The sequence below is a fragment of the Bosea sp. ANAM02 genome, assembly GCF_011764485.1.
Taxonomy (GTDB): Bacteria; Pseudomonadota; Alphaproteobacteria; order Rhizobiales; family Beijerinckiaceae; genus Allobosea.
The window spans coordinates 4,750,792-4,766,364 of record NZ_AP022848.1 but is presented as its reverse complement, the minus strand read 5'-3'; the positions used below and the strand labels follow the sequence as shown (position 1 = coordinate 4,766,364).

7 protein-coding genes are annotated in these 15,573 nt (G+C 66.3%); 5 read left to right on the top strand and 2 right to left on the bottom strand.

The genetic code is table 11. The features are described 5' to 3' along the window. Positions 1-7 precede the first annotated feature (7 nt). Genes OCUBac02_RS22755 through OCUBac02_RS22745 form a run of 3 tightly spaced genes read left to right on the top strand, consistent with a single transcriptional unit; the run spans position 8 to position 9,757 of the window. Positions 8-5,995 carry a DUF3320 domain-containing protein gene (locus OCUBac02_RS22755; RefSeq protein WP_173048945.1) on the top strand — a complete coding sequence of 1,996 codons (5,988 nt, stop codon included), beginning with the start codon at positions 8-10 and terminating at the stop codon, positions 5,993-5,995. A gap of 10 nt (positions 5,996-6,005) precedes the next feature. Then, on the top strand, positions 6,006-7,130 hold the full coding sequence (locus tag OCUBac02_RS22750; protein WP_173048943.1) for a metallophosphoesterase family protein: 1,125 nt from the start codon (positions 6,006-6,008) through the stop codon (positions 7,128-7,130). Further along, on the top strand, positions 7,127-9,757 hold the full coding sequence (locus OCUBac02_RS22745; RefSeq protein WP_173048942.1) for an AAA family ATPase: 2,631 nt from the start codon (positions 7,127-7,129) through the stop codon (positions 9,755-9,757). The genes OCUBac02_RS22750 and OCUBac02_RS22745 overlap by 4 nt, the downstream gene beginning before the upstream one ends. A 386-nt stretch (positions 9,758-10,143) precedes the next feature. On the opposite strand, the gene OCUBac02_RS22740 is transcribed toward OCUBac02_RS22745, so the two are convergent. Both OCUBac02_RS22740 and OCUBac02_RS22735 read right to left on the bottom strand, forming a co-directional pair. Next, complete coding sequence (locus tag OCUBac02_RS22740) at positions 10,144-11,358, bottom strand: IS91 family transposase (RefSeq protein WP_173043472.1); 1,215 nt, start codon at positions 11,356-11,358, stop codon at positions 10,144-10,146. A 15-nt stretch (positions 11,359-11,373) separates the two neighbouring features. Beyond that, a complete protein-coding gene (locus OCUBac02_RS22735) occupies positions 11,374-12,237 on the bottom strand; it encodes a tyrosine-type recombinase/integrase (protein WP_173043471.1) in 864 nt (287 codons plus the stop codon). Positions 12,238-12,590: 353 nt separating this feature from the next. Here OCUBac02_RS22735 and OCUBac02_RS22730 point away from each other — a divergent pair, with 353 nt between their 5' ends. Together OCUBac02_RS22730 and OCUBac02_RS22725 are read left to right on the top strand one after the other, a co-directional pair. After that, positions 12,591-13,025: a hypothetical protein gene (locus tag OCUBac02_RS22730; protein ID WP_173048940.1), complete on the top strand. Its 435-nt coding sequence runs from the start codon at positions 12,591-12,593 to the stop codon at positions 13,023-13,025. Positions 13,026-13,241: 216 nt separating this feature from the next. Continuing rightward, on the top strand, positions 13,242-14,816 hold the full coding sequence (locus tag OCUBac02_RS22725; protein ID WP_173048938.1) for a hypothetical protein: 1,575 nt from the start codon (positions 13,242-13,244) through the stop codon (positions 14,814-14,816). Positions 14,817-15,573 lie beyond the last annotated feature (757 nt).

The window sequence follows — 15,573 nt, the reverse complement described above, 5'->3', positions numbered from 1 at the left end:
CGAAGAAATGCTAGATCGAGATAGTGGGCACACGACGAACGGCGCCAGTGAAGTGCCGACGTCGGTCAAGATCGACTCAGACATTGCTACAAGCTTCACTTTCGCATCTTATCAAAATGCGATCCCCGTTCTGCGCTCCCTCGCGATAGAAAATCCGACCGATCGGCATTTCGAACAGTGCCGGCTGGCGATGGTGGCGACGCCTGGATTTCTGCGGCCCAAGCTCTGGACAGTCGATCGATTGGTGCCAGGCGACCGCATCGTCATCAGTGACAGGCGGATCGAGCTCGACGCTGGCTACCTGGCTGGATTGGATGAGGCGGAACGGGGTGAAATCACCTTGCGCCTATATGCCAAGGATGAGTGCCTAGCCGAGAGCCGGGTCCCGGTCAGGTTGCTAGCGCGCGACGAATGGGGCGGCGTCGCCGACATGGCGCAACTCCTGCCGGCGTTCGTCCTCCCTAACGATCCGGCTGTCGCGAAAATTCTGCGATCTGCCGCCGACTCTTGGGCTGGGCATGGCCATCCCTCGGGCCTCGATGGTTACCAATCGAACGATCCCAAGCGGAGCCTGCTGCTCGCGGCAGCGGTGTATTCCGCGGTTGCTGGGCTGAAGCTGCACTATGCCGAACCTCCGGCGAGCTTCGAGCAACGCGGGCAGAAGGTCCGGCGCCCCTCCGCCGTCGCACAACACCGGCTGGCCACCTGCCTCGACACCTCGTTGTTGTTTGCTGCGGCACTCGAAGGCTGCGGGCTGAACTCAGCGCTGCTGCTGTTCCAGAATCACGCAGCGGTCGGGGTGTGGCTGACGAAGCGGACGTTTCCCAATGCGGTCGAGACAGACCTCACCGAGGTCCGCAAAGCCATCGCCGCACGCGAGTTCGTCGCGTTCGAGACGACGGGCGTGACACACAGGCCGCCGGTCACGCTCGACCATGCACGCCAGCTTGTGGCACCACGCTTCGAGGATACGCAGGCAGCCGGTTTCGTGGCAGCGATCGACCTGCATCGCTCCCGCAGCGGCGGCATCATGCCGCTCGCCTCCCATGCACCCGCTCAAGCGGATCATGCCCAGGATGACGAGATCGACCTGCCGATCACAATCGATCCAGGGCCGATCGACGTGCCGACGGAGGTCGTCGAGCTCAAGCCAACCACTGCAGCCGGACGGATCGACCGCTGGCAGAAGAAGCTGCTCGACCTCACTCTGCGCAATCGGCTGCTGAACTTCCCCGACTCGAAAAAGACGATCCCGTTTCTGTGCACGGATGTAGCCTATCTCGAGGATCAGCTCGCAGAGGGGAGCGCGATGCGGCTGATCTCCCTTCCCGAGCACAATCCGCTCGGCGAGCGTGACGCGGCGCTCTACCGCGAGGTCCGGGGCCAGGATCTCCACCGCACATTCGCGGCAGATGCCCTCGGACGCGGCGAGCTTGCTTCGCCGCTTGAGGCCAAGAATCTTGAAGCGCGGCTGATCGACCTTCATCGTCAGGTGCGCAATGATTTCGCCGAGGGCGGCGCAAACACATTGTTTCTCGCGGTTGGCTTCCTGCGCTGGAAGCGCAAACCTAGCGACGAACGCAGTTATCGTGCACCGCTATTGCTGCTGCCGGTCAAGCTCGACCGGCGCAGTGCGAGTTCGCAATTCTCGCTGCGCTTCCACGAGGACGAACCGCGTTTCAACGCCACGCTGCTGCAGTTCCTCGAGCGCGAATTTGATCTGCCGCTGCCGCAATTCGCAGGCGAGTTGCCGCAAGACGAAAACGGTATCGACGTGCCGCGCCTGCTCGGCGCGATGCGCCAGGCGGTGCGCGATGTGCCTGGCATGGAGGTGATCGACGACGCGGCGCTGTCGACCTTCTCATTCGCAAAGCATCTGATGTGGAAGGACCTCGTCGAGCGCACCGATGCCCTGCGCGAGAACCGGCTCGTCCGGCATCTGATCGATTCGCCGGACCGGCCTTTTCCGGGTGCGGCAGATGATTTCGTCGACGAGCGGCAACTGGATCGGCGCTATGACCCAGCCGACATCGTCTCTGTCCTGCCGGCGGACTCGTCCCAGATCGCGGCGAGCGTCGCGGCCGCCGAGGGGCGGGATTTCGTGATCATCGGCCCGCCCGGCACAGGCAAGAGCCAGACGATCGCCAACATGATCGCGAACTGCCTGGCATCCGGGAAGACCGTGCTCTTCGTTGCCGAGAAGACCGCGGCGCTCAACGTCGTGCATCGCCGCCTCAAGGCGCACGGCCTCGGCGACCATTGCCTGGAGCTTCATTCGAACAAGGCCGACCGCAAATCATTCCTCGCCCAGCTCAGGAACTCGTGGGAAAAAGGCCGCGCGGCCTCGCAGTCGGACTGGATTGCGGTCAACCGCCGGCTCAAGCTCAAGCGCGACGTGCTCAACGCCTATGTCGATGCGCTCCACAAGCGGCATCCAAACGGGCTGACGCCCTATATCGCACTCGGCATCGCGCTGCGGGGCCGCGAGCACTATGCGCCGGTTCTGAGCTGGCCGCATCGCGATGCCCATGACGACGAGGCGCGTCGCGTGCTCGGCGATCTCGCGGACGAGATCGGCCGCGTCTTCTCTGCGGTCGAACGCATGCCGGTTCTCACCTGCGTGAACACGCCCGAGTGGTCCTCCGCCTGGCAGGAGCAACTGCTCACGCAAGCGCGCGAGCTTGCAGGCACGGTGTCGACACTGCGAAAGTCACTCACCGCGTTTCTGCCCCACCTTGGCCTATCGGCGCGTGGCGATGCATCGGCCGAGGAGCTGGAGCGATTCTCGGTGCTCGCAGCCACGCTGCACGATAGCGCCGGCACCGATCAGCGGATCGCGTTCGATCCGGATTTCGGCCGCCTGAAGGACGCCCTCGCCGAGCTAGAGGGATCGATCTCATCCTACCGAGCGGCCGAAGCCGAGCTTTCTGCGACCTTCGCCCGCGACTCGGTGCTGCGCGTTCCCGTCGATGACCTCGAGCGCGGGTGGCGCGAGGCCAGAGCCGCCATGTGGCCGCGCAGCTGGCTGGCTAGCCGGCGGGTGAAGAAGCTGCTGCAGAGCTATGCCACTACCGGTCAGCCTGACCCTGACAAGGACCTGCCGATCCTGCGCCGCCTGCAGGGACTGCATGCGTCCGCCGACAAAAGTGGGCTCGCCGGCAAGCCGCTGCGCTTTGCAGGCCTGGACACCGACGTGTCGGCGATCGAGCGGCATCTGACGGGCGCGACCAAGCTGCGAGATAGTCTCCTGCGACTCGGGCGAGCCGCAGACGACATCCGCGCGATCGTGAAGACGATCGCCCCGATTCTGGTGTCGGGCAGCGATGCAGAGCCGATCCGGCATGCTGCGCTCGCTTATCGCGAAGCCTACCGGAGTTTTTCGGCGGCATTGGCGCGCTTCTCTGCGCTAGCCGGATCGTCTCCGGTCCGGTCGGAAAGCGCAACAGTCCTCTCAGAGCTTCTGTCGCTCGCCGATGACATCGCGAGCGCGCGCCTCTTGCTACGGAACTGGACGAGCTGGTGTCGCATCCGCGCGCTGGGCGAGGCGCAGGGCCTGAGCGCCTTGATCCAGGATCTGGAGAGCGAAGTGCTTTCCCCACATCAAACGCGGGAGGCGTTCGATCTTGCCTATGCGCGCTGGTGGCTGCCTCTGGCGCTGGATTCTCACGCGACGCTGCGCGACTTCCGCCGGTTCCAGCATGAGCATGCGATCGAAGAGTTCCGCGAGATTGACGATCTGGTCCGGGCCAAGGCGACCAGCCGCGTGGTGAGCGCTCTGGCTCACGGCCTGCCCTCGGTCCAGAGCGTGCCACGCAACTCCGAGCTCGGCCTTCTGCGCCATCAGATGGAGTTGCAGAGGCCGAGCCGCTCGATTCGTGAGATGATCGGCGCCATGCCGGGCAACTTCGGCAAGCTCGCGCCCTGCATGCTGATGTCCCCCCTGTCCATCGCGCAGTACTTCCCGCCGAACCAGGCGCTCTTCGACGTCGTGATCTTCGACGAGGCTTCGCAGATCACGACCTGGGACGCGGTCGGCGCGATCGCCCGGGGACGGCAGACAATCATCGTCGGCGATCCCCGCCAATTGCCGCCGACCAATTTCTTCGGGCGCAACGAGGATGACGAAGAGGTCGAGGATTATGAGCGGGACCTGGAGAGCATCCTCGACGAAACCAAGGCCGCCGGCATTCCGGTGCGCGACCTGCGCTGGCACTATCGCAGCCGCAACGAGTCGCTGATCGCCTTCTCCAACGCGCATTACTATCAGAATCGCCTGATCACCTTCCCGGCTCCGACCGTCGAGGATCGCTCCGTGCGCCTCGTGCGGGTCGAGGGCGTCTACGATCGTGGCAAGACCCGAACCAACCGCACTGAAGCCCGCAGGCTCGTCGAAGATGCCGTCGGGCGCATGCGGGGCTGGCTTGCCATGCCGGAGGCAAGCCGGCCGACGCTGGGCATCATCACTTTCAACGCGCAGCAGCAGGCTCTGATTCAGGACTTTCTGGACGAGGCGCGCCGCCTCGAACCCTCTCTCGAATGGTACTTCGCCGAAGACCGGATCGAGCCGACGATCGTCAAGAACCTTGAGAATGTTCAGGGCGACGAGCGCGACGTCATCCTGTTTTCGATCACCTTCTCGAAAGATGCGGCTGGCAAGCGAACGATGGACTTCGGTGCCCTGAACCGCGACGGCGGCGAGCGGCGCCTCAACGTTGCCGTGACCCGCGCCCGACAGGAGCTGGTCGTGTACTCCGGCTTCGCCGCCGATGACATCGACACGGGCCGGACAAAGGCGGTCGGTGTGCATCATCTCAAGACCTTCCTCGACTTTGCGGAACGCGGTCCGATCGCGCTGCCGGCCCGGGATGAGGGATCAGTTGGGGGGCTCGAATCTCCATTTGAGGAGGCGGTTGCGGAGCAACTCGCTCGCTTCGGCTGGCAGGTCGTGCCGCAGGTCGGCATCTCCGGGTTCCGCGTCGATATCGGTGTGAAGCATCCCGATCGTGCCGGTGCCTATCTCGCGGGCGTCGAATGCGATGGCGCGACCTATCACAGCTCCGCGACGGCTCGGGACCGCGACAAAGTGCGCGAGCAGGTCCTGAGAGGACTGGGCTGGAATATCGTCCGTGTCTGGTCGACGGATTGGTGGTTCGACCCCAATGGGGCGATGCAGAGGTTGCACGAAGCGCTTGAGGCTCTGCTCGCCGACAGTCGCGCACGAGCAGCCGAGGAAGCAACTGACCAGGCACTCCACTGGGAGCTCGGCGTGGAGGTCGAAGCCGGTCAGCTCGACCTGGACGCTGCCGAGTCCGAGGAAGCGACCGAGGACGCCGTGCGCGACGGTCGCGAGCAATCGCCGCAGGACGATGTCTTGGCTGCTGCGCCTGCCGCTGATGTCATAGCCTCGCCCGTCGCCGGAGCTGTCAAGGTGGCGTCCAGAACGGAGGGAGGGGCCAGTCCCTCCCACGGCGGAGCGCAGTATCGCTTAGCCGACCTATCGCAATTCCGAGCTGATCCGGACCAGTTCTTCGAATTCGGCTATCGGGGCACATTGCGTGGCATGGTCGATGCGGTGATGGAGGCGGAAGCGCCGTTGCGCGCGGATGTGCTTGCCCAGCGCATTGCGCGGGCGCACGGCTGGTTGCGGACAGGCGCTCGAATCAGGGAGCGCATCGACCTGCATCTGCGCGACCTTCCGCGAACTGAGGAGTCGAGCGGCCCCTTCCTTTGGAGGCCAGGCACTATTGCACCAATCTGCCCCTATCGTGCGCCGGTGGATGTCGCTGCGCGGCGCGCGATACCAGACGTCCCGCTTGCCGAGCTTGCCAGCATTGCAGTCAGCGAGCCCGCGCTGCTGGAGGAGATCGATCCGGCACTCGCTCTAGCGCGGCTCCTTGGTGTTGAGAGGCTGGCGGCAACCTCGAGGGCTCGTCTGGACGAGGCCTTACAGCGGGCAGCCACCCACCTGGCCGCGGCTCCAAGCGACGGCGAGTAAAAGGCATCGCATGGTCCGTTTTCTCCACAGCGCCGACTTGCATCTCGGCAAGGCATTCGGATCGATGCCAGAGGAGCTGCGCGGGCGCCTGCGCGAGGCCCGCCATACCGTGCTCGACCGGCTGGCGGCCCAGGCCCGCACGGCCGGCGTCGAGACGATCCTGCTCGCCGGCGATGTGTTCGACACAGAAACCCCGAGCCCGGCCGTGCTTCGCCAGGCGCTGGCGGCCATGGCGGGACATGACGGCCTTCGCTGGATTCTGCTGCCCGGCAATCACGATTCTCTCGCCGCCGAAGCGCTCTGGGCCGGGCTGGCGACAGCGCGGCCCGCCAATGTAGTGCTCGTGACCGAGCCGACGCTTCTCCCACTCGCCGACGACGCCGTTCTGCTTCCCGCGCCCTGCACGACGCGCCGGCCCGGCCGCGATCTCACCGAATGGATGGACGCGGCGGCGACCCCGGCGGGCACAATCCGGATCGGGCTCGCCCATGGCGCCGTGCAGAGCTTTTCCGAGGACGGCGGCGCCAGCGACGTCGTTGCTCCTGACCGGGCTATCCGCGCTGGCCTCGACTATCTCGCCCTCGGCGACTGGCATGGCCAGATGCGGATCGGGCCGCGGAGCTGGTATAGCGGCGCGCCGGAGCCGGACCGGTTCAAGCATGACGCTTCCGGCCGCGCCTTGCTGGTCACGATTCCCGCGGCCGGAACCGAGCCCGCGGTCGAGCCCGTGGTGACCGGAGTGTTCGACTGGCGCACGCTCGCACTCGAATGCTTGGCGGGCGACGACCCAAACGCGCATCTGGCAGCGCTGCTGCCCGCGGGCCCATCGCGGCGTCAGACGCTCCTGCGCATCGTCGCGACAGGCCGGACGCGGCCGCCGGCGCGGACTCAGCTCGAAGCGGATCTTCAGGCGATCGCGCCCGAATTCGCCCTGCTGCAGCTCGAGGCGCAGGAGCTGGTGACGGAATGCGAGAGCGAGGACCTCGATCAGATCGACCGGACCGGCGCCTTGCGGGGCGCCGCCGACATGCTGCTTGCCGAAAGCCGGGACGACGGCCGCGCCTCGGCCGAGCGCGAGGTGGCGCGCGAGGCGCTGATGCGCCTGTTCTCCTATTGCGCGGCAGCGTCGCGATGAAGCTGACCGCTCTGCGCCTGCACAATGTCCGCCGCTTTGCCGGCACCGGCGTGCGCATCGAGAGCATTGGCGACGGCATCAACGTGCTCTGCGCCGCCAACGAGCATGGCAAGTCGACCTGCTTCGATGCGCTGCACGCGCTGTTCTTCCAGCCGCATACCGGCACGCCGGGCGCCGTCCAAGCGCTGCGACCCTATAGCGGCGGCAACCCGCTGGTCGAGGCGGATCTGGTCACCGCCGACGGCGCCTTCCGGCTGACCAAGCAGTTCTATGGCGGCCGCCGCGCCCAGGTTCGGGACCGCGACAGCGGCCGCCTGATTGCACAGGCTGACGAAGCCGAGCGCTTCATCGCCGCGCTGGTGAAGGGCGGCGTCAGCGGGCCGGCCGGCCTGCTCTGGGTTCGCCAGGGCGTGACCGGCATCGAGCGGCGCGCCAAGGCCGAGGACGAGACGGAACGGCGCGCGCGGGAAACCGTGCTGACCTCGGTCCAGGGCGAGGTCGAGGCCCTGACCGGCGGGCGGCGCATGACCGAAGCCGTCGCCGCCTGCGAGGAAGAGCTGATGCGGCTGGTGACGGCGACCGGCCGGCCCAGGACCGGCGGTCCCTACGCCATCGCCATCGACGAAAGCGAGCAACTGGCGGAACAGGAGCGCCGGCTCGGCGCCGAAGTCGCCGATCTGCGGGCCGCGCTCGACCGACGCCGTGCGATCCGGGCGCGGCTCGCCGAGATCGACACGCCCGAGACGGCACGAGAGCGGCAGGCCGCGCTGGCCGAGGCCGAGGCGGAGCTGTCGGCCGCCAAGGCACAGGCGGAATCCCTCAAGGCAGCCGAGAGCAAGGCGGCCCTCGCGCTGAACCGGCGCGTCTCGGCCGAGCAGGCCCTCGCCGGCTTCCGGCAGGCGCTCGCCCGTTTCGCCAGCCTGCGCGAGGCCGAGGCCAGCGCAGCGCAGGCGCGCGACGCCGCCCGAGCCCGCCATCAGGACGTTGCCGGCGCCGTACGGGAAGCCGCGGCTGCGGTGGAGAGTGCCGAACGCGAGGAACGCGAGCAGCGCGAGCTTCTCGCCCGCCTCGAGCGGGCCATGCGCGCGCAGGAGGCGGCGAAGCGATTGGCCGAGGCCCGAGACAGCGAGCGCGAAGCGCAGGCAACCCGCGAGCAGATCGAGCGGATGGAAGCGACCCTCAAGAGTCTCATCCTGCCTGTCGGCAAGATCGCCGAGCTGGAGCAGGCGGAAGGCCAGCTGCTGCAATTGCAGGCCAAAGCCGAGGCGCGGGCGCCACACTTGCGCATCGACTACTCGGACGGCGCGAAAGAGGGCATCTCGATCGCGGGCGTGATGCTCGCGCAGGCCGAGGAGCGTTCGCTCACTGGCACCACGCAGATCGAGATCGCCGCGATCGGGCGCCTGACCGTGACGGCGCCCCAGGCCGAGGAGGACAACCGGACTATCGCCAGGGCGCAGGCGAAGCGCAAGGCGCTGCTCGACGAGCTCCAGGTCGACAGTCTCGCCGCGGCGCGCCTGCGCGAGGGGCAGGCGCGTGACCTCAAGGCCGATCTCGACCTCGCGCGCCGGAGTCTTCAGCTGCTCGCGCCGGGGGGACTCGCCGCCCTTCGGGAGCAGATAGTGCGGCTGGAAATCGAGGCGGCCAGCGCGAATGAGGCGCCTGCGGACCTCGACACGGCGCGCCAGCAGCTCGGCACCATCGAGGCGCGTGTTGGCTCCATGCGCGAGGCGGCTCGCGCGGCGCAGGCCCGGACCGAGACCTCCGCCTCCGCTCTGGTCGAGGCGGAGCGTCAGGCCGCCGGATTGTCCTCCGCGCTCGCCGCGCTCGCCGAGAGCCTTGGTCCCGAGACGGAACGGCGCGAGCGCGAGGAGCGCCTCGCCGCGGAGCATGCCGAGACCGACCTCGCCTGGCGGGCGGCGCAGCGGCAGGTCGAGGAGCTCGCAGCGCGCCGGCTCGATCTGGCGGCAACCGAGGCGCGCCATCTGCGCCTGCGCTCGGTCATGGACGCGGCGCGCGAGGAGGTCACCCGCCTGCGCGAGGAAGCGGCCGGTCTCGACGGCCGCATCCAGACCCGCTCAGAGGCCGCGATCGAGGAGGCCTGGCAGGAAACCCGCGACCGGCTCGCTCAGGCGCAGCAGCGCACCACCGTGCTCGCCCGCGAAGTCGCCGTCCTGACCCGGCTGCGTGATGCGCTGGAAGCGGCGCGCTCGCAGGCGCGCGACCATTATTTCGCGCCGGTGCTGCAGGAGCTGCGCCCGCTGCTCGGCCTGCTGTTCGACGATGCCAGCGTCACCTTCGACGAGGAAACGCTGCTGCCGCGCTCGGTCAGGCGCAATGGTCAGGACGAGCAGGTCGGCGTCCTCAGCGGCGGCATGCGCGAGCAGCTCGCGATCCTGACGCGGCTGGCCTTCGCGCGGCTGCTCGCCAAGGGCGGACAGCCGACGCCCGTCATCCTCGACGATGCGCTGGTCTATTCCGACGACGATCGCATCGAGAAGATGTTCGACGCGTTGCATCGCCAGGCCAGCGCCCAGCAGGTCATCGTTTTCTCCTGCCGCCAGCGCGCCTTTGCCCGGCTGGGCGGCCAGGTGCTGCGCACGGAGCCGTGGCACCCCGAAAATTGAGCAAGACGCGTTCGCGGGCTCGGAACGTCAGCTTTCGGGCAAACTCTCAACGTCGGCTTATGTGAAGGGTCTCAGATGCGGGCCCTTGCGCAGCATTGATGGCGCGGCTCTTGGGCCCGCGTCTGAGAACCTCCAGTGGAGGAAGCCGCGGCCCGAGGCCGTGGGCTATGGGGATTTCGCTGAGCGGCGTGGTCTGCGGGAGCGCGCGAGGCGCGTAACGGCGGCGCGATGCTCCGACCTTGATGCCCGGGAGCCCGCGCTTGGCTGCCCATCGGACGTATCCGGGCCCACCGCGATCTCCATTTCCGCGACTGGGGCGAACAGGATCGCCCGCTCTCTGGCCGAGATCGGCGGCGCTTCCTCGGGGTGTCGTCCCGGCGCCATCGTCATGAGGTGTCGATTCTGACGGCGAGGATGGTGCGCGGCGCTGTGCCCGGTGCGAAGCGCTCGACGAGGATCATGCGGCCACCGCAGCACGGGCAAGGAGGCCTCCGCTCATCGACCGGATCGGATTGTTCGGCCGAGATCTCTGCTCCACGATCTGCCGTCATGGCGTCCGGTGTTGGCGCCGCGATGATCTGCCTGATGCGGGCGATGGTGCCGGCGCGCCGGCTCGAGGCGAGCAATCCATAATGCCGGATGCGGTGGAATCCGTCGGGCAGGACGTGGAGCAGGAAGCGGCGGATGAACTCGAAGGCCGTCAGCGTCATGGTCTTGCGCCAGGTCTCGCCGGCGGAGCGGGCGCGATAATCCTTCCAGCGGAACGTGACCCCGTGCCGATCCATGGCAATGATGCGGCTGTTGGCGATGGCGACGCGGTGGGTGTAGCGGGCGAGATAGGCCAGCACGGCCTCAGGTCCGCCGAAGGGGCGCTTGGCATAGACGACCCAGTCGGCTCGTCGCAGCGGCGCCAGCACGGTGGCGAAGGCCTCGGCTTCGGCCAGATGGGCGAGATCGCCATGGAAGGCGAGCCGCCCGGAAGCATTGAGAGCGGTGAGCCCTTCGAGGAAGAGCCTGCGGAACAGCCGCGAGAGCACGCGCACGGGCAGGAAGAAGCCAGGCCGGCACGGGATCCAGCGAGCGCTGTCAGGCGACAATCCGCCTCCGGGTGCGATGATGTGGAGATGGGGATGATGGGTCATCGCCGATCCCCAGGTGTGCAGCACCGAGGTGAAGCCGATGCGGGTACCGAGATGCCGGGGATCGCTCGCGATGGTGGCGAGCGTCTCGGCTGCTGCCTTGAACAGAAGGCCGTAGACGGCGGCCTTGTTTTGGAAGGCGATGGCCGCGACCGGTGCCGGCAGGGTGAAGACGAGATGATAGTAGGGCACGGGCAGCAGGTCGGCCTGCCGGTCCGCGAGCCAGTCCTTCGCCGCCGCGCCCTGGCATCGTGGGCAGTGCCGGTTGCGGCAGGAGTTATAGGCGATCGTCGCGTGATCGCAGTCGCCGCAGGCCATGACATGGCCGCCGAGCGCAGCCGTCCGGCAGGCCCGGATTGCACCGATCACCTTGAGCTGGCCACGGCTGAGCCGATGGCGCGCGAGGAAGGCGTCGCCATGTCGGTTCAGGATGTCCGCGACCTCCAGCGAAGGCCGCGCCATGATCGGCGCGGAGCGTTACGGCGGCGGCGGCGGCGCCAGCAGCGCGAGCGGGCTGGTCACCTCGCGCAGCGTCTTCAGCGCGACGCGGGTGTAGACGGCGGTGGTGTCGAGCTTCCTGTGGCCGAGCAGGACCTGGATCACCCGGATATCGGTCTTCCGCTCCAGCAGATGCGTGGCGAAGCTGTGCCGCAGCGTGTGCATGGACACCCGCTTGTCGAGCTTGGCCGCAACGGCTGCGGCATGACAGGCCCGGTTGAGCTGGCGCGTCGTGATCGGCTGGCCCGGCTGCTGGCCGGGGAAGAGCCAGCCACGCGGGCGCTTCACCCGCCACCATTGCCGCAGGAGGTCGAGCAGGTCGGGCGCGAGCATGACATAGCGGTCCTTGCGGCCCTTGCCCTGCTCGACCCGGATCAGCATGCGCGCGCTGTCGACGTCGGCGACCTTGAGGTTGGCGATCTCCGACACGCGCAGGCCGCAGCCATAGGCGATACTCAGCGCGGCCCGGTCCTTCAGGCTCCGCGCATGGGCCAGCAGCAACGCCACCTCTTGCGTGTCCAGCACGACTGGCAACCGCTCCGGCGTCGGGATCCGCGCCATGCGGTCACCGAAGCCGGTCCGTCCCAGCGTGACATGGAAGAAGAAGCGCAGTGCGGTGCAGGCCAGGTTCATCCGCGCGTAGCTGGCACCGAGCGAGGCCAGGTGGAGCTGGTAGCGCCGCAGATCCTCAGGCTCGGCCCGGTCCGGCGGCAGGCCGAGGAAGGCGGTGAACTCACGGACCTGCCGCACATAATCGCGCTGCGTATGCTCGCCAAACCGGCGGATGGTCATGTCCTCGATCATCCGCTGACGCAGCGGACTGACGGTGACGGCATCGGTCATGGAGGCCTCCAGGGATCAGGGGAAACGACCCCGAAATCCTCGGATGCAGCGCCTCACAGGCGAAATCTCAGCAATGACCGCGCCGCAGCGCCCTGCCGCGAGAGCGGCTTAGTCCATTGGCGCAAGGCGATGGTGACGCCCGTTCTGCCGCGCCGACGCGGCGAGAGCGCGAATGTCTGGGTGCCTATACGCCGCCGCTGCGAGAGCGGTTTATCAGCTAGGGGCGGCGCAAGCTCTCTTCGTGCCAGCCGATCCAGCTAGTTGGAATCTGGGAACATTGAGACGGCGGGCGGCCGTCTCGGTCATGACATGCGGCTCGATAGCAGCCTGCTCACGGGCCGATGGAGTGTAAAATGTCTGATGAGATTTCCGCCAAGTCCATCCACTCCGTGCTCTGGGGCTGTGACGACGGTCGCGATGTCGTCTGCTTTGCAGCGGGAACGGAAGCGGAGGCTCAGCGGTGCCTTGAGCTTCTCCGTGAGCTGCGCGACGTCGGTGGTGACGATCGGTTCAGGTACCGCGTCGAGGAGCTCAAGGACGAGGAATACGCCGAGGCGATCGTCGGCCTGGAAGACTGGGAGGCCGATCCTGAGCAGTTGGACGGCCTGATCGAACGGCTTCAGCTCGATATCGTCGAAGCGGCCGAAGATGCTAAGCGCACGATCGAGGACGAGATCGGCGATCTCGAGAATGAAATCGAAGATCTGATGGAGCGCGTGGCGTCGAAGCGGGCGGAGATCGCCGCCATCGACCTCAGGTTGAGCCTCATCATCTGCGCCGAGGTCTGATCTATCGAGGCTGTTCGTGCTGCAGCCGCATCTGCCGCGCGGTGACGTTCAACCTCCGGACAAGGATAGCACCGCCGCGGCGATGCGCACACCCGCGTATCGCCTGCTGCAATCCATTCCCGCCGACATCGCTGCCGCCGGTTCAAGCGGCCCAGTAGAACCGATCCCACGGATCGCCTGGCCGATGCGACGCGGAGCTACAGGCTGAACGATCGCATGGCCTCTGATGACATCCGACAAGACGGAAAAGGTGACGAAGCCGGTGGATGGTATCCGCCGGTTCCGCTGCATAATGCTCATGACGACCAATCGGAGCATGGCCGCAAGCATAAGCGTGAGCGCTACCGCCATCGCGAGCATGATTGTAGCGATCATCGAGCCTGGCAGTTAGGCTTCATCGGCGAGGCGGATTACGCGTTCCTTCTCGTCAGTGTGTATGTCACCTGTTTCAACGAGGATGGGCGGCCGATAGTCGAGCTGTCCTGGAAGAATCAGTCCATGCTTCTTCCGATCGGCGACAGGCGGTTGATCGCGATCATCGACGAGCTATTCTGGGCGCATACCGACAGGCACCTCACCTCGGCTGGCCGTTATGGTGCCCTGCGCCTCCTCACGAACGAAGCCGTCATGGCGCCGGCGCGGGTATTAGCGTTGAGAACGGCCCTGACGGTCGATGGTGAGGTCGGCATCGACATCGGCCGTGGGCGTGTCGTCACATTTGGTGGCGGCAGTTTCACCATCGACCGCGAATTCCCCGTAACATTCCGAGTTGCACCGTCGCTGCCGACCCCGGCCGGCGTCCCTGACCTGATGCGGCTGCGAGACTACATCAACGTCGAAGATGAGGGATTTCAGCTCATCGTCGCCTGGCTGACCTTTGCGCTTCTACCATTCGGCCCCTATCCCGTCCTGCATCTGATCGGCGAGCATGGGTCCGCGAAGAGCACGGTCTCGAGGTTTCTCCGATACCTCCTGGACGGACGGTTTTCGCCCGGCGGCGGCCTTCCAGACAGCATGCGGGATTTCGATGTGTACGCTCGGCACCGCCACGGACTGTTCTTCGAGAACGTGTCTTTTCTGCCTGACGCGGTCTCGGACAAAATCTGCCGCATGGCTACGGGAAGCGAGGATGAGCGGCGGGCCAACTATACCGACGGTGATCTCGTCACCTTCGAAGCACGCCGACCCATCTTGATCAACTCCATCACCAACGTGATCACCCGGTCCGATCTCGCGAGCCGAGCGCTCGTCGTCGAGCTGAAGCCCATTGAGAAAGGGCGCTACCGCAGTGAGAGTGAATTGCATGCCGCGTTCATGCGGGATGCTCCCCAGATCATGTCCGGGGTCATGCAGATCATCGCCGAAGGGTTGATCAACCGCTCCAGAACCACAGCGGCGAAACTGCCGCGGATGGCCGACTTCGCCCACTGGGCGCTTGCCATCGAATCCACGTTTTGGACGCCCGGCTCGTTCATTGCTGCCTTCGAGCGTAATCATGAAGCCAGCGCGAGCGACATCCTGGACGATGATGAGGTTGGGCAGGTCATCTTCGCATTGGTCAATCGCAATGGCGGTCGTTGGCAGGGCACGGCCAGCGACCTGCTCGTCGAGGTCGGCCTCCATTTGCAGGAGAAGGGGCACTCCCGCCATTCCGGGGTGCCGCGGCAGCCTCGCTCGCTCTCAGAGCACGTCACCCGACTGGCCCCCGACTTGCGAAAGAGGGGCATCACGGTCTCGAGGATGCGCGTCGGCGCGGAAAGCGCGAAGCAGATCACTTTCGAGCGCATTTAGACTCTGTATCGCCGTCGCATGAACGCACGCCGTGCGATCCGGTGAAAGGGATTAATGGCAGGCTGGTTCGCTTCGATTGAGTTCCAGCTCCGCGAGCAGGCCGCGCCAGCCGATACTCGGCTTCTCGGCGTCTTCCAGCAACGTCCTAACGAATTCCCGATGGGCTGTCCTTGCGACCGGTGCGCCCGGAGACCGCGACGGTATGGACATCGATGGGACCTCGGCAGGTTGGGGAAAAGCTGTCTATTCTCAGCACTTTCGAACACCAAAGGGAGCCACCAAGCGGTCGCGTCGGTCGCACGGTCGCACTCGATCCCGATCCGAGAAAGCGAGAGTGCTGGCTACCGAAAATCCCGTGCTTTCACCTTGATCGTGTTCAGGTGCAGGTCGCAGATGTAGATGTCGCCGGTCCTCGAATCCTCCATCGCCCGTTCGACCCGTGCGAAGGACGCAAGTGTCGAACCCTCTGCGCGATGGTTCGGCGATCCTGCCCATTGACCTCGCGCCATGTCATTGTCGGTTTCGGCTCCTCCAGACGGTCGTCGATTGACAAAGCGATATGGACCTTTCCGTGCGGTACCCGAAGCGTGCGGTATTTGGGTGCATTGGCGACGAATTGTTGCGGGACGAGAGAGAGCGACAGCGTCGGTTTCGGCCCAATCGTGACGGCTACTCTTCCGCCTGGATGTACCACTCACATGCATAGGCGGCTGACGAGGCGCCAGCTTAAGCCTGGCGCCGCGCAATCAACGAGCCT